General features: G+C 66.2%; 20 protein-coding genes and 3 tRNA genes. 7 read left to right on the forward strand and 16 right to left on the reverse strand.

From position 1 onward, the window contains the following. Nucleotides 1-69: 69 nt before the first annotated feature. From csrA to ABQ137_RS09580, 3 genes are all read left to right on the forward strand, one after another. A complete protein-coding gene (gene csrA / locus ABQ137_RS09570) occupies nt 70-282 on the forward strand; it encodes a carbon storage regulator CsrA (RefSeq protein ID WP_024939585.1) in 213 nt (70 codons plus the stop codon). 83 nt (nt 283-365) lie between these two features. Then, nucleotides 366-458: transfer RNA gene (locus ABQ137_RS09575), tRNA-Ser, on the forward strand. A 236-nt stretch (nt 459-694) separates the two neighbouring features. Then, nucleotides 695-2,662, forward strand: a complete 1,968-nt coding sequence (locus tag ABQ137_RS09580; RefSeq protein WP_180969674.1) for a methyl-accepting chemotaxis protein — start codon at nt 695-697, stop codon at nt 2,660-2,662. Nucleotides 2,663-2,839: 177 nt separating this feature from the next. Here ABQ137_RS09580 and ABQ137_RS09585 read toward each other — a convergent pair whose 3' ends face one another. Then, nucleotides 2,840-3,541, reverse strand: a complete 702-nt coding sequence (locus tag ABQ137_RS09585; protein ID WP_184455725.1) for a pirin family protein — start codon at nt 3,539-3,541, stop codon at nt 2,840-2,842. Nucleotides 3,542-3,675: 134 nt separating this feature from the next. On the opposite strand from ABQ137_RS09585, the gene ABQ137_RS09590 reads away from it, so the two are divergent. Together ABQ137_RS09590 and ABQ137_RS09595 are read left to right on the forward strand one after the other, a co-directional pair. After that, nucleotides 3,676-4,620, forward strand: a complete 945-nt coding sequence (locus tag ABQ137_RS09590) for a LysR family transcriptional regulator (RefSeq protein ID WP_349782172.1) — start codon at nt 3,676-3,678, stop codon at nt 4,618-4,620. Nucleotides 4,621-4,664: 44 nt separating this feature from the next. Next, nucleotides 4,665-5,660 (forward strand): DedA family protein/thiosulfate sulfurtransferase GlpE, encoded by a 996-nt coding sequence (locus tag ABQ137_RS09595; protein ID WP_349782174.1) that lies wholly within the window; start codon nt 4,665-4,667, stop codon nt 5,658-5,660. Between the two features lie 146 nt (nt 5,661-5,806). Here the strand turns inward: ABQ137_RS09595 and ABQ137_RS09600 are convergent. The 10 genes from ABQ137_RS09600 to ABQ137_RS09645 all read right to left on the reverse strand — a co-directional run bounded on the left by ABQ137_RS09600 (nt 5,807) and on the right by ABQ137_RS09645 (nt 11,985). Beyond that, nucleotides 5,807-5,883: transfer RNA gene (locus tag ABQ137_RS09600), tRNA-Arg, on the reverse strand. A 109-nt stretch (nt 5,884-5,992) separates the two neighbouring features. Next, nucleotides 5,993-6,069 (reverse strand) — tRNA-Arg (locus tag ABQ137_RS09605). A gap of 40 nt (nt 6,070-6,109) precedes the next feature. Further along, on the reverse strand, nt 6,110-6,991 hold the full coding sequence (locus ABQ137_RS09610; protein WP_349782176.1) for an alpha/beta hydrolase family protein: 882 nt from the start codon (nt 6,989-6,991) through the stop codon (nt 6,110-6,112). After that, nucleotides 6,988-7,797, reverse strand: coding sequence for a bifunctional hydroxymethylpyrimidine kinase/phosphomethylpyrimidine kinase (thiD, locus tag ABQ137_RS09615; RefSeq protein ID WP_349782178.1), 810 nt, complete (start codon nt 7,795-7,797; stop codon nt 6,988-6,990). Before thiD ends, ABQ137_RS09610 begins: the two co-directional genes overlap by 4 nt. Nucleotides 7,798-7,834: 37 nt before the next feature. Continuing rightward, on the reverse strand, nt 7,835-8,506 hold the full coding sequence (locus ABQ137_RS09620; RefSeq protein WP_046342370.1) for a YoaK family protein: 672 nt from the start codon (nt 8,504-8,506) through the stop codon (nt 7,835-7,837). Nucleotides 8,507-8,512: 6 nt separating this feature from the next. Next, nucleotides 8,513-8,995: a hypothetical protein gene (locus ABQ137_RS09625; RefSeq protein WP_054591118.1), complete on the reverse strand. Its 483-nt coding sequence runs from the start codon at nt 8,993-8,995 to the stop codon at nt 8,513-8,515. Beyond that, entirely contained in the window at nt 8,995-10,392 is a 1,398-nt protein-coding gene (locus ABQ137_RS09630) for a PhoH family protein (protein ID WP_016904785.1), read from the reverse strand. Before ABQ137_RS09630 ends, ABQ137_RS09625 begins: the two co-directional genes overlap by 1 nt. Before the next feature lie 82 nt (nt 10,393-10,474). Beyond that, nucleotides 10,475-10,957 (reverse strand): peroxiredoxin, encoded by a 483-nt coding sequence (locus tag ABQ137_RS09635; RefSeq protein ID WP_104554951.1) that lies wholly within the window; start codon nt 10,955-10,957, stop codon nt 10,475-10,477. A 37-nt stretch (nt 10,958-10,994) separates the two neighbouring features. Next, on the reverse strand, nt 10,995-11,345 hold the full coding sequence (locus tag ABQ137_RS09640; RefSeq protein ID WP_039515997.1) for a ribonuclease E inhibitor RraB: 351 nt from the start codon (nt 11,343-11,345) through the stop codon (nt 10,995-10,997). 13 nt (nt 11,346-11,358) lie between these two features. Beyond that, nucleotides 11,359-11,985, reverse strand: a complete 627-nt coding sequence (locus tag ABQ137_RS09645) for a glycine cleavage system transcriptional repressor (protein WP_002813792.1) — start codon at nt 11,983-11,985, stop codon at nt 11,359-11,361. Between the two features lie 92 nt (nt 11,986-12,077). On the opposite strand from ABQ137_RS09645, the gene dapA reads away from it, so the two are divergent. Together dapA and ABQ137_RS09655 are read left to right on the forward strand one after the other, a co-directional pair. Continuing rightward, complete coding sequence (dapA, locus tag ABQ137_RS09650; RefSeq protein ID WP_349782182.1) at nt 12,078-12,986, forward strand: 4-hydroxy-tetrahydrodipicolinate synthase; 909 nt, start codon at nt 12,078-12,080, stop codon at nt 12,984-12,986. A 16-nt stretch (nt 12,987-13,002) separates the two neighbouring features. Beyond that, nucleotides 13,003-13,521 (forward strand): hypothetical protein, encoded by a 519-nt coding sequence (locus ABQ137_RS09655; protein ID WP_024939787.1) that lies wholly within the window; start codon nt 13,003-13,005, stop codon nt 13,519-13,521. 119 nt (nt 13,522-13,640) lie between these two features. Here ABQ137_RS09655 and fdxA read toward each other — a convergent pair whose 3' ends face one another. The 5 genes from fdxA to ABQ137_RS09680 form a co-directional block, all read right to left on the reverse strand. Further along, nucleotides 13,641-13,964 carry a ferredoxin FdxA gene (fdxA, locus tag ABQ137_RS09660; RefSeq protein WP_006453280.1) on the reverse strand — a complete coding sequence of 108 codons (324 nt, stop codon included), beginning with the start codon at nt 13,962-13,964 and terminating at the stop codon, nt 13,641-13,643. Nucleotides 13,965-14,081: 117 nt separating this feature from the next. Beyond that, on the reverse strand, nt 14,082-14,960 hold the full coding sequence (locus tag ABQ137_RS09665) for a 2-dehydro-3-deoxygalactonokinase (RefSeq protein ID WP_349782184.1): 879 nt from the start codon (nt 14,958-14,960) through the stop codon (nt 14,082-14,084). Further along, a complete protein-coding gene (locus ABQ137_RS09670; RefSeq protein WP_349782186.1) occupies nt 14,957-15,868 on the reverse strand; it encodes an SMP-30/gluconolactonase/LRE family protein in 912 nt (303 codons plus the stop codon). Before ABQ137_RS09670 ends, ABQ137_RS09665 begins: the two co-directional genes overlap by 4 nt. Continuing rightward, nucleotides 15,862-17,010 (reverse strand): galactonate dehydratase, encoded by a 1,149-nt coding sequence (dgoD, locus tag ABQ137_RS09675; protein ID WP_024939784.1) that lies wholly within the window; start codon nt 17,008-17,010, stop codon nt 15,862-15,864. The genes ABQ137_RS09670 and dgoD overlap by 7 nt, the downstream gene beginning before the upstream one ends. After that, nucleotides 17,007-17,639 (reverse strand): 2-dehydro-3-deoxy-6-phosphogalactonate aldolase, encoded by a 633-nt coding sequence (locus ABQ137_RS09680; RefSeq protein WP_039520823.1) that lies wholly within the window; start codon nt 17,637-17,639, stop codon nt 17,007-17,009. Before ABQ137_RS09680 ends, dgoD begins: the two co-directional genes overlap by 4 nt. Nucleotides 17,640-17,784: the final 145 nt, after the last annotated feature.

Genomic DNA, 17,784 nt, shown 5'->3' on the forward strand with positions numbered 1-17,784 from the left:
CTAGGGCGCGCCTCGTCAGTCGGCCGCCGATGCTGGTGGGAAACCCACCGGTCCCAGGAGATTTGCAAAATGTTGATCCTCACTCGCCGGGTAGGCGAAACCTTGATGATCGGCGACTCGGTCACTGTGACCGTACTCGGCGTCAAGGGTAATCAGGTGCGTATCGGCATCACCGCACCGAAAGATGTTGCCGTACACCGCGAGGAAATCTATCAGCGGATCCAGCGTGGGGATGAGCCGGTCGCTTCCGGTGCGCATCAAGGCGACGATTCTTCGAATTGATCGTCATAAAGGGTTTACGTTAGCCCCTCTTACCCGGTATTCTTCGCGGCCTGCAACGGACACCGCGGCAGGACGCAAAAACTGGAGCGATGCCCGAGCGGCTGAAGGGGCTCCCCTGCTAAGGGAGTATAGGGTCAAAAGCTCTATCGAGGGTTCGAATCCCTCTCGCTCCGCCAGTGTTTCAAACGCCCGCAAATCCCTGATTTGCGGGCGTTTTCATTTGTGCCGGCAGGTCAGTGACGGTCTGCAGTGGCATCGCTGGCGCCACGCTGGTGGCTGTGCCGGCCGCAGCATCTGAATTGCCACGAACGCGCTGCATGCAGCGATTCAAGTAAGCCGGGCACGGGTCGCTAAGGCTGTGACACCTCTCTCGGATCTCACCCCGATGCGCCTACCGCCTCTGCTTGGACGCCTGTTTTCTTCCCGGAGCCGTGGGCTGCAGCACAAGGCCGATGCGGTGGACCGGGTGATGGCGGTGATCGAGTTCGATCTTGATGGCCGCATCCTGCATGCGAACCAGAATTTCCTGTCGCTGATGGGCTACCGGCTCGACGAAGTTGTCGGTCAGCATCACCGCATGTTCGTGACCCCCAGCGACCGCGACAGCGAAAGCTATCAGCAGTTCTGGCAGGCGCTGCGTCGTGGCGACTTCAACGCCGGGCGATTCTGCCGGCTGGACAAGAACGGGCGCGAGGTATGGATCAACGCTTCCTACAATCCGTTGCTGGATCGTGCAGGCAAGGCCTATCGGGTGGTCAAGTACGCCACCGACATCACCACGCAGGTGCGCCAGACCGCCGACTTCGAAGGCCGCATCGATGCGATCGACAAGGTCATGGCGGTCATCGAGTTTTCGCTGGATGGCACGGTGCTCGATGCCAACGAGAATTTCCTTGCGGTGATGGGCTACCGGCTCGATGAGATTCGCGGCAAGCACCATGGCATGTTCGTGGACGCGCAAACGCGTCAGTCGGCGGCCTATCGCGCGTTCTGGGAGAAGCTGGGACGCGGCGCGTTCGACGCGGGGCGCTACAAGCGCCTCAACAAGGACGGCAGCGAGGTGTGGATCCAGGCGTCCTACAACCCGGTGCTCGACGAGCACGGGCGGCCCTACAAGGTGGTCAAGTACGCCACCGACGTGACCCGTCAGGTGATCGATTCGGCCGACGCCGATGGTCGCATCCAGGCCATCGACAAGGTGATGGGCGTGATCGAGTTCGATCTGGAAGGGCACGTGTTGAGTGCCAACGACAACTTCCTGGCCATTTTGGGGTACTCCGCCGAGGAGGCGATCGGCCAGCATCACCGCATCTTCGTGGACGCAAACTACGGTGCCTCCGAAGACTATCGGCATTTCTGGGCGAAGCTGGCGCGTGGGCAATTCGATGCGGGCCGCTACCGTCGGCTGCGCAAGGACGGCAGTCCGGTGTGGATCCAGGCGTCCTATAACCCGATCCTGGATGTGTCCGGTCGTCCGTACAAGGTGGTCAAGTACGCCACCGATGTCACCGATCAGGTGCGCTCGGCCGAGCGCATGCGTCAGTTGATGCAGCAGACCATGAGCATTGCGCAGAACGTGCAGCGCGAGGCGCACCATATTTCGGTCAGCAACCAGGACCTGGTGAGCCGCTCGTCAACGCAGTCGGCAGCCGTGGCGCAGACCTCGACAACCATTGATCAGCTGGCAGAGACCGTACGCAGCAATTCCGACAGTGCCGGCTCGGCGCAGCGCATGGCGGAGGCATCGGCCGATGTTGCCCGACGCGGCGCTACCGTCATCGCCGACATGGTCAAGACCACGGCCGGCATACGCTCGGCTACCGATCGTATCGGCCAGATCATCGAGGTGATCGACGGCATCGCGTTCCAGACCAATATCCTGGCCTTGAATGCGGCCGTGGAAGCGGCACACGCTGGCGAGCAGGGGCGTGGATTTGCCGTGGTGGCGACCGAGGTGCGCAGCCTGGCGCAGCGCTGCAGTGTCTCGGCGAAGGAAATTCGCGGCTTGATCGACAATGCAGCCGACCAGGTGGGCGATGGTTCGCGCCTGGCCGAGCAGGCCGGGGCGGTGATGCAGGACATGGTCAGCTCGGTGCTGCGGGTCACCGCGACCGTGGAGCAGATTGCCGCTGCCAGTCAGGAGCAGGCGCGGGACATTTCCACCGCCAACACCGCGCTGCAATCGATCGGTGTGCAGGCGCGCGACCAGGCGCAGATGGTCGACGATCTGGCGCGCTCGGCGCGTGTGCTGGAAGCCGATGCCGATGCGCTGTTTGCGCTGGTCAATGGCGACAGCGATGGCGCGGCGGAGGCGGCTGCCGTGCGCAGCGAACCCGCGAGCAAGTCGCTTGTCAGGCCTGCCAAGCCGCAGGCGGCATGATCCCGCGCAGAGTGCTGCGCGGGATTGTCGATGCGCTGCGTCGTCGCAGCTGCCCTGCAAGCAGAGGTGCCTGAGCACAAAAAAGCCCGCCGGAAGCGGGCTTTTTGATATCGGCCGATCCCCAGTGCGCAGCGTGCCGCCTGGTCTGCGGCACGCCGTTCGCTGAGCTGGTGGCGCTTACCTCGGCAGATCGAACACCAGCACTTCCGCATCGCGTGCATCGGCCAGCACGATCTCCGGCTCGTCGATGATCTGCAACGCATCACCGGCCGACAGCGCCTGGCCATTGACGCTCAGGCTGCCGCGCGCCACCTGTACGTAGCCGATGCGGCCCTCGGCCAGTGGCTGCTGCAGACGCACCTCGCCGTCGAGGATCGAGGCATACAGGCGCGCGTCCTGATGCAGGCGCAGCGAGCCGTGCTCGCCGCCGGGCGAGGCGATCAGGCGCAGTTGGTTGCGCTTGCTGTCGGCATCGAAATGCTTCTCCTCGTAGCTGGGCTCGATGCCGCTGCGCTCGGGCATCACCCAGATCTGCAGGAAGTGCACCGGTTCGCTGGCGGAGTGATTGAACTCGCTGTGGGTGACGCCGCTGCCGGCGCTCATGCGCTGCACATCGCCGTAGTGCAGGACCGAGCCGGTGCCCATGCTGTCCTTGTGCTCCAGTGCGCCACCCAGCACGTAGGAAATGATCTCCATGTCGCGGTGGGCATGGGTGCCGAAGCCTTCGCCCGGGGTCACCTTGTCTTCGTTGATCACCCGCAGCGGGCCGATGCCCATGTGGCGCGGGTCGTGGTAACTGGCGAAGGAGAAGGTATGGCGCGAGGACAGCCAGCCATGTTCGGCGCGGCCACGGGTTTCGCTCTTGCGGACATTCAACATGCTGCTTCTCCTTGAAAGGGTTGGTGTCGCCAGGGAATGAGTCGGTGTCCCGGCGGCTTGGTGGCTAGTCTCTACCTCCGCGCCGGCGCCAAAAAGCGAGTAGATTTGGTCGCTACCATCGAAAAAATCGAACAATGAAGATCAGCCTGGAAGCACTGCAGATTCTGGATGCGATCGACCGCCGCGGCTCGTTCGCGGCCGCGGCCAAGGTGTTGTTCAAGGTGCCGTCGACGATTTCCTACACGGTCTCCAAGCTGGAGGACGATCTGGGCGTGCAGCTGTTCGAGCGGGTCGGGCCGAAGGCGACACCGACCCAGGCCGGGCGCGAACTGCTGCGCGAAGGGCGGCAGCTGCTGCGGGCCGCGCAGGAGCTGGAGGTGCGGGTGCGGCGGGTGGCGTCGGGCTGGGAGTCGGACTTCGCGATCGGGCTGGATGCGATCCTGCCGGTGGCCTTGCTGCAGGCGCAGATCCTGGACTTCTACACGGTGGCCGACAGCACCCGCCTGCGCGTGGTGAGCGAATCCTTGTCCGGCAGCTGGGAGGCGCTGCTGGATCGGCGCGTGGACCTGATCGTGGCGGCGGGCGAGGGGCCGAGCGGTGGCGGCTATGTCGCCGAGACGATCGGCACGCTGGGCTTCGTGTTCGCGGTGGCCTCCACGCATCCGCTGGCGGGCGCCGGCCTGCTGGGCGCGGCCGAGCTGGCCGAACACCGTGCGATCGCAGTGGCGGATTCGGCGCGGCGTCTGCTGCCACGCACGGTGGGCCTGCTCTCCGCGCGCGATGTGCTCACCGTGCCGGACATGCAGGCCAAGCTGCAGTTGCAGCTGGCCGGTGCCGGCTACGGTTTTCTGCCCGAGCCGTATGCGCGCGGCGCGCTGCAGGACGGCCGGCTGTGCGCGCTGCAGGTGGAGACCCGTAAACCCGACGAAACCTTCTACCTGGCCTGGCGGCCGGGCGAGGAGGGCGAGGCATTGGGCTGGTGGCGGCGCGCATTGCGCCGTGATGGAGTGTTCGATGGCTGGTTGCAGTCGCTTGCCGAAACGTATCGTTCCGTCGCCGCCGGGCAGCCGTGCGTGTGAGGAAGGGCGGATAATGGGTCCTCGCCGTCGCGCAGGGTCGCCGCATGCAAGGCTTGATCGAACAGTACGGATTGGCGCTGGTCTTTGCCAACGTGCTGGCGTTGTCGCTGGGCCTGCCGGTGCCGGCGCTGCCGACCCTGGTGCTGGTTGGTGCCGGCTACGCGCTGCAGGGCGGCAGCGACGCCTGGCTGGCCGGATTGCTGGCGTTGGCAGTGTCGGTGCTGGCGAGTCTGCTCGGTGACCTGGCCTGGTATCTGGCCGGCCGCCGTTTCGGCAACCGCACCCTGCAGTCGCTGTGCCGGCTGTCGCTGTCGCGCGATACCTGCATGAAGAAGACCGAGCGGTTCTTCTCGCGCTGGGGTGTGCGGGTATTGGCGGTGGCCAAGTTCGTGCCCGGTCTGTCGATGGTCTCGGTGCCGATGGCCGGTGCGATGCGGGTGCGCCCGGCGGCGTTCCTGCGCTACGACGCCCTGGGTGCGTCGCTGTGGGCGTTCGTCGGGCTGAGCCTGGGCGCGCTGTTCGCGCATCAGGTCCAGGACGTGCTCGCGTTGCTGTCGGATCTGGGTTCTGGTGCGGTGGTGGTGCTGGCCGTATTGCTGGCCTGCTACGTCGGCTGGCGTTGGTGGCGGCGGCATGCCTTGCTGCGCTCGCTGGAGCACGCGCGTATCGCGGTGGACGAACTGGTGCCGTTGCTGGATGGCGACGAAGCGCTACGGCCGACGGTGCTGGACATCCGTGCGCCGGGCCACCGCGATCTGCAGCCGTACACGATTCCCGGCGCGGTGTTTGCCGACGAGCGTCAGCTCGCGCAGATCCTGGCCAGCGTGCCGCGCGATCGCAGTGTGGTGATTTATTGCGCGTGTCCGAACGAGGTGTCGGCGGCGTGGTTGGCCGGTCGGATGCGCGAGCGCGGATATGGCGACGTGCGGCCGTTGCTGGGTGGGCTGGATGCATGGCGCGACGCCGGGTATCCGGTGACCTCGCTGCTGCCGGTGGCGGTGGTTGCCCGTACCGATGATGTGCTGGGCGCGATGGCCTGACCGCAGTGACGCGATGTCCTGCGGCGGGCGTGCTGGTCTTTGGCAGTTGCTGCGTCGCGTTCGCTGCGTGGTAACAGCGCGGCCACGCCATGCGCTCGAACGACAGGCAAAAAAAAGACCAGCAAGCTGGTCGTTTTCTTCAAGATTGGTGCGCCCGGAGAGATTCGAACTCCCGACCGCCTGGTTCGTAGCCAGGTACTCTATCCAACTGAGCTACGGGCGCATTATCTTGTTTTGACTTGCATTTCCAACTTGCAGATCCGTCGCAGTGCGATCGAATCCTTGTAACTAAAAAGACAGCGGTTGAAGGCTGTCTCTTATTGTTCTGAAGATGGTGCGCCCGGAGAGATTCGAACTCCCGACCGCCTGGTTCGTAGCCAGGTACTCTATCCAACTGAGCTACGGGCGCGTCGTCAGGAGCGGAATTATGCGGATGCCCGGAGTCCTCGTCAATCCCTTTGTGACATTCGATTGTCGCCACCCTCATCACCAAGACACCGGCGCAGCGCGGCGGCCACGGCGGCAGGCGTCTTCATCCATGCGAAGTGATCGCTGCGCGCGCCCAGTTGCGCATCGTCCAAGGCAACACGTTCGGCACGTGCCTGCGGCATTTTCTGCAGCAAGGCCTGCAAGGCGCCGGGCGGGCCGAAGCGGTCGCGTGCGAAGGTCACTGCGCTGATCGGCATGTCGAGTTGGCCCAACGCCTGCTCGAGATCCCACGACGTGCCTGCCGCACGATAGCGATTGCTGCGACCGACCTGCGCCCAATCGGCGATCAGGCTGCGCGCCTCGGTGCCGCCGAAACCGAGCCTTCGCCCGTGCAGCACGCCTTGCGTGCGTGCCAGCCATGGCAGCAGCCGGAAGATCAGCGGCAGGCCGTAGCGCATCGGCACCGGGAAATTGCGCCAGTACGGCGAGCCGCTGGCGACCAGCCACAGCTGCGCAATCCGTGCCGGCTGCAACGCGGCATGGCAGCAAGCCAGTTGGCCGCCCAGGCTATGACCGCCCAGCACGCACGGCAGCTGCGGGTCATGCAGGTCGAGCAGCGCGCGGCTGGCAGGGATATCGTCGGCAAGCAGCGTGCGATAGCCCCAGTCGTGCTCGCGCGAGGGGCGCAGGGTGCTGCTGCCGTTGCCGCGCCACTCGTGCAGATACACCGCAATGCCAGCGCTCGCCAAGGCGTGCGCGAACGGCTGGTAGTGCCGGGCGGCAACGCCCAGTGCCGGCAGCCACAGCAGGCTGGCGATCGGCCGCGCCGGTGCGTGGCGCAGCACCTGCCAGGCATGTCCATCCGCAGCGGTCACGGCGAGCGTGCTGACCTGCACGCTCATGGGCTAGGCGCGGCACCGAAATGGTCCAGCACCAGCACCTCGCCGTGCCCTGGGCTGTGGCCGAGGCGGATGGCACGCGCAACGTAGTCGATGGCCGCTTCGCAGGCATTGAGCAGGGACAGGCCCTGGCACAGCTGTGCGGCAATGGCCGCCGACAGGCTGCAGCCGGTGCCATGCGCATCGACCTGCAGGCGCGGATGCATGAACACGTCCTGGGTGACACCGTCATCGAAACGGTCGATCACCCGCGCGCCCTCGTGCAGGTGACCACCCTTGAGCAGTACCGCGTTGGCGCCGAGTTCGAGCAGGGCGGCGGTGGCATGCTCGGCGGCGTCGGCATCGTCGATGCGGCGGCCGGTCAGCAGTTCGGCTTCGGGCGTATTCGGTGTGATCAGCGTGGCCAGCGGCAGTAGACGCGCGCGCAGGGCCTCCAGCGCGGCGTCTTCGAGCAGGCGGGCGCCACTGGTGGACACCATCACCGGGTCGAGCACCACGAACGGTGGGCGATGGGTTTCGAGCAGATCGGCCACGCAATGGATGACCTCGGCGTTGGCGAGCATGCCGAGTTTGACTGCCTGAATTTCGAAGTCCTCAAAGCAGGCATCGATCTGCGCCCGCAGAAACGCGACCGGGGGGATATGCACGGCAGTGACGGCGCGGGTGTTCTGCGCGGTCAATGCGGCGATCGCCGACAAGCCGTGCACGCGGTGCGCGGCAAAGGTCTTGAGGTCGGCCTGGATGCCGGCACCACCGCCGGAATCGGAGCCGGCGATGGTCAGGGCGGACAGCGTGCTGGACGTGGTCATGGGGGGATTCTGCACTGCTGTCTGGCGGATGTGCGGATCAGCGCGTGCGCCAGCGACGCCACTGCAGATAGCCAACGTAGCCGGCACCGGTCACTCCGGTCAGGCCCGCCGGCAGGTAGAGCGCGTCGTAGTGCCAGCGCTGGAACAGCCAGGTGCCGAGCATGCTGCCGCCGAGAAAGCCGCCGATGATCAGTCCGCTCAGCGTGAGCCGGCGCACCTGCAGCGGGCGCCCGCGCAGCAGATGTCCCAGGCCGATGCCCAGGTCGGTGAACATGCCGCTCAGATGGGTGGTGCGGACCGCTGCGCCGCTGAGGGTGGTGGCCATGGCGTTCTGCAGGCCGCAGGCGCCTGCGGCGACCAACGCGCCGCCGACATGGTGCAGCTTGAACAGTGGGATTGCGGCCAGCAGCAGCAACGCTTCGAGCAGCAGCGCCGCGCCGTAGCGCTGTCCCAGCCGCAAGACATCGTCCTGGATGATCAGGCCGCTGAGCATGGCGCCTGCGCAGAAGGCGATCAGGATGCCCCAGAGAAAGCCGATCTCCGGTGCGCTGTTCTGCACCAGGGCCACGCCGAGCAGGCTGGTGGTGCCGGTGAGGTGGCTCACCACCTGATGCTCGGAGCCCAGGTAGCCGACCACGTTGACCATGCCGGCCACGCCCGATAACGCCACCGCGCCGATCCAGACCCAGCGCGGCAGCAGCAGGCCCATCGCGGGTCAGGGCGTACCGTTGACGGCGATCTGCGAGAACGCGCCGGTTTGCGGATCGTACAACGCACCCCAGAAGGCGCTACCGCCATCGCACACCCGGATCGCTTCCTTGGCCGGTTTCACCGGCGGATCGTTCGGGAGTTTGAAGGCGTTGATGTAGATCAGCTGCTGGCCCTGGACCACCACGCCCACGTACTGGCGATCGAAATCGCGCGGCTCGGGGATGGTCGGCGTCAATGCGTCCTGCCGGGATTCGAGCTGTTCGATCTGCTGCTGGCTCGGTGTCCAGTAGCCGGTGATCTGGCCCGGATGCCGCGCCGGGCTGTCGCGCGAGCAGGTGTCCAGCACCTGCTCGGCGATGCCCTGGCGGGTGATGACCCAGGACTGCCCGTTCTTGAGGTTGGTCGGCACGCTCGCTGGCGGCGGCGTGGTCGCGCAGCCGGCCAGTGCCATCACGGCGAGTGCCGCCGCGCCGCGCAGCCTGTGCATCACAGCACCTCCGAGGCGAAGTCGGCCAGACGCGAACGCTCGCCGCGCCGCAGCGTGATATGCGCGCTGTGCGGCCAAGCCTTGAAGCGATCCACCGCATAGGTCAGGCCGGAGGTGGTTTCGGTGAGGTAGGGCGTGTCGATCTGTTCGACGTTGCCCAGGCACACGATCTTGGTGCCGGGGCCGGCACGGGTGATCAGCGTCTTCATCTGCTTGGGGGTGAGGTTCTGCGCCTCGTCCAGGATCAGGTAGCGCGACAGGAAGGTGCGCCCGCGCATGAAGTTCATCGAGCGGATCTTGATGCGGCTGGCGAGCAGGTCGTTGGTGGCCGCACGCCCCCAGGCACCGCCGTCCTGGTTGTGGGTGAGCACTTCCAGGTTGTCGGTCAGTGCGCCCATCCACGGCGTCATCTTTTCTTCCTCGGTGCCGGGCAGGAAGCCGATGTCTTCGCCGACGCTGACGGTGGCGCGGGTCATGATGATTTCGCGGTAACGCTGCTGATCCATCGTCTGCGCCAGGCCGGCGGCCAGGGCGAGCAGGGTCTTGCCGGTGCCTGCGGTGCCGAGCAGGGTGACGAAGTCGATTTCTGGGTCCATCAAGGCATTGAGCGCGAAGTTCTGCTCGCGGTTGCGCGCCACGATGCCCCAGACCGCATGTTGGCCGCTGCGGAAATCGTCGACCAGGCACAGCGTGGCCTTGCCGCCGCCGACCTTGGCCACGCGCAGCTCCACTTCGTCCTCGCCCGGCAGGTACAGGTACTGGTTCGGATACCAGTCTTCGTCCTCGGCCAGCACGATCTCGTAATGGGTGCGGCCACGCTCGTTCCAGCTGCGCAGGTCCTGATTGTGCTTTTCCCAGAAGTTGTCCGGCAGCTCGATGGCGCCGGTGAACAGCAGGCTGAAATCGTCCAGCGCGCGATCGTTCTGGTAGTCCTCCGCGTTCAGGCCGCTGATGTAGGCCTTGATGCGCAGGTTGATGTCCTTGGACACCAGGATGACCGGCACATCCGGATGCTCTTCGCACAGCGCCAGCACCGACGCCAGGATCTTGTTGTCCGGGATCATCGCGCCGAAGGTGCGGCCCGGGTCGATCGGATGGATCTGGAAATACAGCCGGCCGATCGCCGCCTGGCCCTTGAGCTGGATACCCTGCGGATGGCTGAGCAGGATGCCGGCCTGGATCTGCTCGGCATTCGTGTTCTCCAGCAGTTCGTCCAGGAAGCGGCTGACCTGGCGCGCATTGCGGCTGACTTCGGACGTGCCCTTCTTGGCGTTGTCGAGTTCCTCGATCACCTGCATCGGCAGGAACACGTCGTGTTCCTCGAATTTGAACAGCGCGGTGGGATCGTGCATCAGCACGTTGGTGTCCAGCACGTAGATGCGCTTGCCTCGGGTCATTGGGTCTTCCAAGTGATGGAGCAGGGGCGAGCCATCACGCCTGCAGGGCAGGGTGATGGAGGACACGGGAAACCAGGGGGCGTCACTGTCTGGCGTGCGCCTTCAACGCGGCCAGCACGGCGTCGGCGTGGCCGGCGACCTTGACCTTGCGCCAGGCCTGCACCACCACCCCTTCGGGCGACAGCAGGAAGGTGCTGCGCTCGATGCCGAGCACCTGCTTGCCATACATGTTCTTTTCCTTGATCACGTCGAAGGCGCGGCACAGGGCCTCGTCGCCATCGCTGATCAGCGGGAAGGTAAATCCCTGCTTGGCGCAGAAATTGTCGTGCGACTTCACCGAGTCGCGCGAAACGCCCAGCACGACCGCGCCGGCCTGGGTGAACTGCGGCAGCAGCGCGTTGAAATCCAGGCCCTCGGTGGTGCAGCCGGGCGTGCTGTCCTTCGGGTAGAAGTACAGCACCACCCACTTGCCGGCGTAGCCACGCAGCGTGGTCTGGGTGCCGCCGGACAGCGACAGTGGCAGGTCGAAGCTTGCAGCAGGTAGTTCGAATACAGCGTCGGTCATCGTTGCTCAGCCCTAAGTGGAGGGGCGTACGGCGCGGTCAAGCCGGGCCGACATCCATCCCATCATAAGCAGCCACGTGGAAACGTTTGGCAAGCGCATCGAACTGCGCATTGCGCTGATTCAGCGACTCGATGGTGTGCTGTTCCAGCTTGTCCACGTGCAGGAAATACGACTCTTCGTCGTCGCCATCGTCTTCGTCGCGTTCGCCGAGGAAGATGTCGATGACCCGATAGCCGTCCCGGGTCAGTTGCTCGGCGAGGTGTTGCAGCGGTTGCTGCGCCGGGTCGGCGAAGAAATATTCCCAGCGCAACGGCCCGTCGAGATTCCAGTCGGTCTCGGAGCGGATGTGCTCGAACATCTGTTTCAGTGCGGAAAGGGCAATGGCCATCGGAACGTCTGCCTCAGAACTTCATCGGGTCCATGATCGCGTCGAGATTGAGGTGATCACAGAATTCCAGGAAATCATCGCGCAACGCGGCGATGTGCATGTTGGCCGGCACGCCGATGGTCACCTGCGCCGAGAACATCTCCGCGCCGGTCTGCATGGCGCGGTAGCGCGTGCTCTGCAGGTTCTCGATGGTGATGCCCTGGCGGTCGAAGAAATCGGCCAGCTGGAACAGGATGCCCGGCTTGTCGGCGGCGATGACTTCGACGATGTAGGGCAGCAGGTTGGACTGGGTCTGCTTGGGGCCGGTGCGGTACCACACCAGCTTCAGGCCTTCCTCGCGCTCGAGCCGGGTCAGCATCGCTTCGAGCTTGGCGACCGAATCCCAGGAGCCGGTGGCCAGGGCGGTGACCGAGACATCGCGCCCCACCGTAGCCAGGCGGGCGTCCACGAGATTGCAGCCGCTGTCGGCGATGCGGCGGGTGACGGGCAACAGGGGGGACTCCGGATGCGTCGTATAGGCGTTGATCAGGAGGTGGTTTTCGGTCGGCGAAGGCCGGGGAGTCGAGTCGGTCAAAGGGGCTTCCGGCATTGCATCAGGCTGAATGGCCGCCCGGGCAGGCGCCCTGGCGGTGACCAGCATACTTGCCCGTGGTTTCGCGCCGCAAGTAACATGCAGGCGGCCACAACCCGCGTGCGCGCGGGCCTTTCCTGTCACGTAAGAGCAGCAGAATCTTGTCCCTTTCCGGCATCATCACCGCGCTGGCGACCCCTTTCGGTCCGGACGGCGCACTCGACCTGGATGCCTGGCGGCGGTTGCTGGAACAGCAACTGCACGGCGGCGTGCAGGGAATCGTCGTCGCCGGTTCCACCGGCGAGGCCGCGGCATTGAGCGACGAGGAGTACGACACCTTGTTGCGTGCCGCCGTCGCGCAGGTGGCCGGCCGTGTGCCGGTGCTGGCCGGTACCGGCCTGTCGGGCACCGCCAAGACCATCGCGCAGACGCGCCGCGCCGCGGCGTTGGGTGTGCAGTACGCGCTGGTGGTGACGCCGCCGTACGTGCGTCCGACCCAGGCCGGCCTGCAGGCACATTTCCAGGCGGTTGCCGACAACGGCGGGCTGCCGGTGGTGCTGTACAACGTGCCCGGCCGCACCGGATGCGATCTGTTGCCGGAGACGGTTGCCGCACTGGTCGGCCATCCGAATATCGTCGGCATCAAGGAAGCGCGCAGCGAGCCGGAGCGCGTCGCCGCGCTGGTGGCGCTGCGCAGCGAGTCCTTCGTCGTGCTCAGCGGTGACGATGGCAGCGCCGCGCAGGCGATGCTGTCCGGTGCCGACGGGCTGATTTCGGTGGCGTCCAACGCGTTGCCGTCGGCGTACCGGCGGCTGTGCGATCTGGCCCGCGATGGTCAGCGCGAGGCGGCCACCACGTGGGACGCACGCCTGAGCGAGTACCACAGTTTCTGCGGGATCGAATCCAATCCCATCCCGGTCAAGGCGCTGCTGCAGCGCGCCGGGATCGGGCACGGCCTGCGCCTGCCGTTACTGCCCCTTTCTGCGGCGCACCAGCCTGCCGCCGACCGCCTTGCCGCCGACGCTGTTGCGTTGGAAGCGCTTTCCAGCCGCGAAATGCTCGCGGCCTGACCCAGGAGATTTATCGATGCGTCATTCCGTTTCCCCCGTCCGCGTGCTCTCGCTCGCGTTGCTGGCGACCGCCACCGTCGCCGCCACGAGCGGTTGCAGCTGGTTCCACAAGGGCGCACGCGGTGACTACGCGCTGGCCCCGGAAGCCCGTCCGCTGGAAGTGCCGCCGGATCTGAACCTGCCCGACACCTCCGGTGCGATGAAGGTGCCGACGCTGGCATCGAGCGCGCAGCAGAACACTTCGGCGCCACCGTCCGCCAGCGCCAACAGCGGTTTCACCGTGCCGGGCGAGCGCGACGAGGTGTTCGCCAAGGTTGGCGCGGCGCTGGCCGACATTCCCGGCCTGACCATCGCCAGCAAGGCGCAGATGCTCGGTTCCTACGACGTCAGCTACGAAGGCTCCAGCTTCCTGGTGCGCGTAGTGAAGGTCGAGGCCGGCAGCTATGTGTCGGCGGTGGATCCGCGCGGCATGCCGGCCACTGCGGCAGCGCCGGTGGCGGTCATCACGGCGTTGAAGGGCAAGCTGGGCGGCTGAGCCGCTGCAGCAACTGCAGACAGCAAAACGGGCGCTTCGGGCGCCCGTTTTGCATTCTGATGCGGTGCTGTCGCTTGGTTGCTGTGTTGTCGCCCGGCTGGATGCTGCCAGGCGCTGTTTTAGCGTTGCAGCAGCGGCAACTTGTTCGGCTTACCGTCCCACTCGGCGGCATCGGGCAGCGGCTCCTGGCGCACGGTCAACACCGGCCAGGCCTTGGCCAGCTCGGCGTTGAGCGCGACGAAGCCTTCCTGACCTGCCGGGACGTCGTCTTCCGGGTAGATCGCATTGGCCGGGCATTCCGGCTCGCACAGCGTGCAGTCGATGCACTCATCCGGGTCGATGACCAGGAAATTCGGGCCGACATGGAAGCAATCCACCGGACAGACCTCGACACAGTCGGTGTATTTGCACTTGATGCAGTTTTCGGTGACAACAAAAGGCATGGCGGAATCCGGCGTTTAGCCTGTCAATTCTAAAGCAGTCCGGTGGCCGGTGTGGGGTTGGCCGGGATTTGTCGGCCTCCAGCCCTGGCCGCTCGGCGCGGTCCTGACCGTCTCCGGTCAGGCCAGCCCGCGCTGCCTGGCCAGTGCGAACAATCCCGTGGCAGCCAGATCTTCCCGATGCAGCTGCGTCCGCACGCCCAGCTGCGCCAGCGCCAGCGCGTAGCGCTGCGCCAGGCCGGGGCTGCCGACCAGGTGCACGGTGGCGTGACTGCCGCGCTGCTCGCGCAGTTCGTGGCCGATCAGCAGGCCCGAGAGGTAGGACGGCAGCGCGGTGGCGGCGAGGCGGTCGAACAGGCCCAGCGTGCGGGCGCCGAACAGGTGATGGCTGAGGCCACCGGGCGCGGCGCTGCGGTCGACGCCTTGCGCGAAGGCATCGGTGTCCAGGTCCGCAGGGTCGTCCTGCATCAACTTGCCCAGGATGCTGTGCTGGCGCAGCACCGCATACAGCTCGCCGGTCATGACGGTGGCGAAACCGGTCAGCTGGCCGTGCGCGATCTGCGCCCATTTGCTGTGGGTGCCGGGCAGGCAGGCGACGTGTTCGCCATCGCCGAGTGCGGCGATCAGGCCGACCAGCTGGGTTTCCTCGCCACGCATGACATCGGGCACGCCGTGCTGCTCGCCGGTGCTTACGCCGGGCACGAACCACAGCGTGCGTCCGGGCAGCAGGTCGGTGTAGCTACGCATCGCCTGCGCCAGGGCGGTGGTATCGGCCGGGCAGGGCAGATAGGCCTGCTCGACCCAGCCATTGCGGCTGCCGATCATGCCCGACAGCAGCAGTGGGCCGTCCCAGCCGTCGACCAGCGTGCTCAGCACGTCGGCGAAGCGGCCCTGGCAGGCCAGGATGCCGTCGCTGCCGCGGCGTTGCTCCAGCACCGTGCCGTCGGCAGCGAGCAGGTAGCCACGCAGGCTGCTGGTGCCCCAGTCGATGGCGATCATGCGCTGGTCACCCGGCTCTCGGGCAGGCCCTTGATCGGCACGTCGCAGACGTACAGACCGCCGGCTTCCGGCGTGCGCGCCAGTTCTTCGGCGCTGTGGTCCAGGCGCGAGCTGATCACGTGCAGGCGGTCCAGCGCGGCGCCGCCGAGGGCGCTGCAGGTGGGGTGCTTGACCGGCAACTGCACGATGCGCTCGATGCTGCCGTCGGGGCGGTAACGCACCACGCGCCAGGCGCGCCATTGCGCATTCCACAGATGGCCTTCGCTGTCGATGATGGAGCCGTCCGGCTCGGCATCGTCGCGATCCAGCGTGGTGAACACGCGCACGTTGCTGGTCTGCGCAGTGTCGGCGTCGTAATCGCAGCACAGGATCTGCGGGCGCAGCGAGTCGCAGTAATACAGCGTGCGGCCGTCGGGGCTGAAGCAGATCGAGTTGGGGATCGACACGCCCGGCAGCGGCAATGCACGCAGGCCGTGGCGCAGCGAAAACTGGTATATCGCGCCGCGTGCGGCCTTGTGGTCGTGCTCGTCCATGGTGCCGAACACGAGGTTGCCGTTACGGTCGGCGCGGCCGTCGTTGCTGCGCGTGTGCGGGTTGTCGACTTCGATATCGGCCAGGTGCTCGAGCGGCAGCGTGTCGGCATCGGCGTTGTCGGGGTCGGCGATGCAGACCGACTTGGCCAGCGCGATCATCACGCGGCCGTCGTCCATCAGGCCGAGGCAACCGGGGCGGTCCGGCAGCGTCCAGTACTGCGTGTGTGCGCTGTGCGGATGATGCCGCCACAGCCGCTTCTCGCTGATGTCCACCCAGTACAGCGCTTCACGTTGCTCGCACCACAGCACGCCTTCGCCATGCGTGCAGCGGCTGTCGACCGCCAGCACGGCGGTGTGTTCGGGCGTGCTCACCATTCGGCGATGCTGCCATCGCTGTGACGCCAGACCGGATTGCGCCAGTCCGGCGGATTTTCGTTTGCGCGCTTGAGCATGTCTTCGTCGATCTCCACACCGAGCCCGGGTTTGGGCAGAGCGGCGATACTGCCATCGACACACTGAAAATCGTCTTTATTGATGACGTAATCGAGCAGGTCGGCGCCTTCGTTGTAGTGGATGCCGATGCTCTGTTCCTGCAGCACCGCGTTGTGCGAAACGAAGTCCACGTGCAGGCAGGCGGCCAGCGCGATCGGCCCGAGCGGGCAGTGCGGGGCGAAGCCGACATCGTAGGCTTCGGCCATCGCGGCGATCTTGACGCACTCGGTGATGCCGCCGGCATGCGACAGGTCCGGCTGCACCATGCCGATACCGCCGGCGCACAGCACGTTCTTGAATTCGAAGCGCGAGAACATGCGCTCGCCGGCCGCCAGCGGAATCGAGGTGCTCGCGGCCAGGCGCGGGTAGTACTCGGCCTGCTCGGCCAGCACCGGTTCTTCGACGAACAGCGGCTTGAACGGCTCCAGCTCGCGCAGCAGCGCCTTGGCCATCGGCGCGCCGACGCGGCCGTGGAAGTCGATGCCGAAGTCGATGCTGTTGCCGAAGGCTTCGCGGATTTCGGCGACCTTGACCACGGCGGCATCGACGGCGCGCGCGCTGTCGATCAGCTTCATTTCCTCGGTGCCGTTGAACTTGAAGGTGTCAAAGCCCAGCGCACGGTAGTCGGTGATCTGCTGGATGATCGCGCCCGGGCGATCGCCGCCGACCCAGCGGTAGGTCTTCATGCGATCGCGCACCAGCCCGCCCAGCAGCTCGTACACCGGCACGCCCAGCGCCTTGCCCTTGATGTCCCACAAGGCCTGGTCGATACCGGCGATGGCGCTCATCAGGATGGCACCGCCACGGTAGAAACCGGCGCGGTACATGGTCTGCCACAGGTCGTTGATGCGCGCCGGATCCTTGCCGACGACGTAGCCGGCCAGTTCGTGCACGGCGGCTTCCACCGAGCGCGCACGGCCTTCGATGACCGGCTCTCCCCAGCCGGTGATGCCCTCGTCGGTTTCGACCTTGAGGAACAGCCAGCGCGGTGCGGCGTGGTAGGTGGTGAGGCGGGTGATCTTCATCCTTGCAGTTCCTGGTAGGCCTGCACGAAGGCGCGTGCATGCGTCTGGGTCGTTTCGAGCGATTGCGCGGGTTTGTACAGTTCGCCACCGATGCCGGCGCCGGCGGCGCCCTGGGCAAGGAAACCGGCCAGGGTCTGCGGGCTGACGCCGCCGACCACGTAGACCGGAATGTGCTTGGGCAGCACCGAGCGCAGCGCGCGCACATGCGCGGCGCCATAGGTGGCTGCCGGGAACAGCTTCAGGATCGTGGCGCCGGCATCAATGGCGTCGAACGCCTCGCTGGCGGTGGCGAAACCGGCGACCACGGTGAGCCCACGCGACACCGCATGGCGGATCAGCGACGGGCGCGTATTCGGGGTGACGATGAAGCGCGCACCGATCTCGGCCAGGGTGTCGACATCGTCGTTGCGCAGCACGGTGCCGGCGCCGATCCAGGCGCGCTCGCCGTAGGTCTGCTGGGCCAGGGCGATGCTCTCGGCCCAGCGCGGCGAATTGAGCGGGATCTCGATCGCGTCGAAGCCGGCGTCGATCAGTGCACCGACATGGTCGAGCGTTTCTTCCGGCGTGATGCCACGCAGGATGGCGATCAGCGGCAGGGCGAACAGGCTGGCGGTGGTGTCTGAGGTCATCGTGTTACTCGCGATAGAGCGGAAAGCGGCCGTCGGCGTCCGGATGGGCGCCAGCGTCGGGGGAAGTTGCAGCGCTGCCTAGCAGCGCGCGGAGGGCGGCAGGCAGCCGCGACGAGGTGGCTGCGGCACTTGCGTGCGCACTCCA

Source organism: Xanthomonas sp. WHRI 8393 (assembly GCF_040203315.1).
In the GTDB taxonomy this organism is placed as follows: domain Bacteria; phylum Pseudomonadota; class Gammaproteobacteria; order Xanthomonadales; family Xanthomonadaceae; genus Xanthomonas; species Xanthomonas arboricola.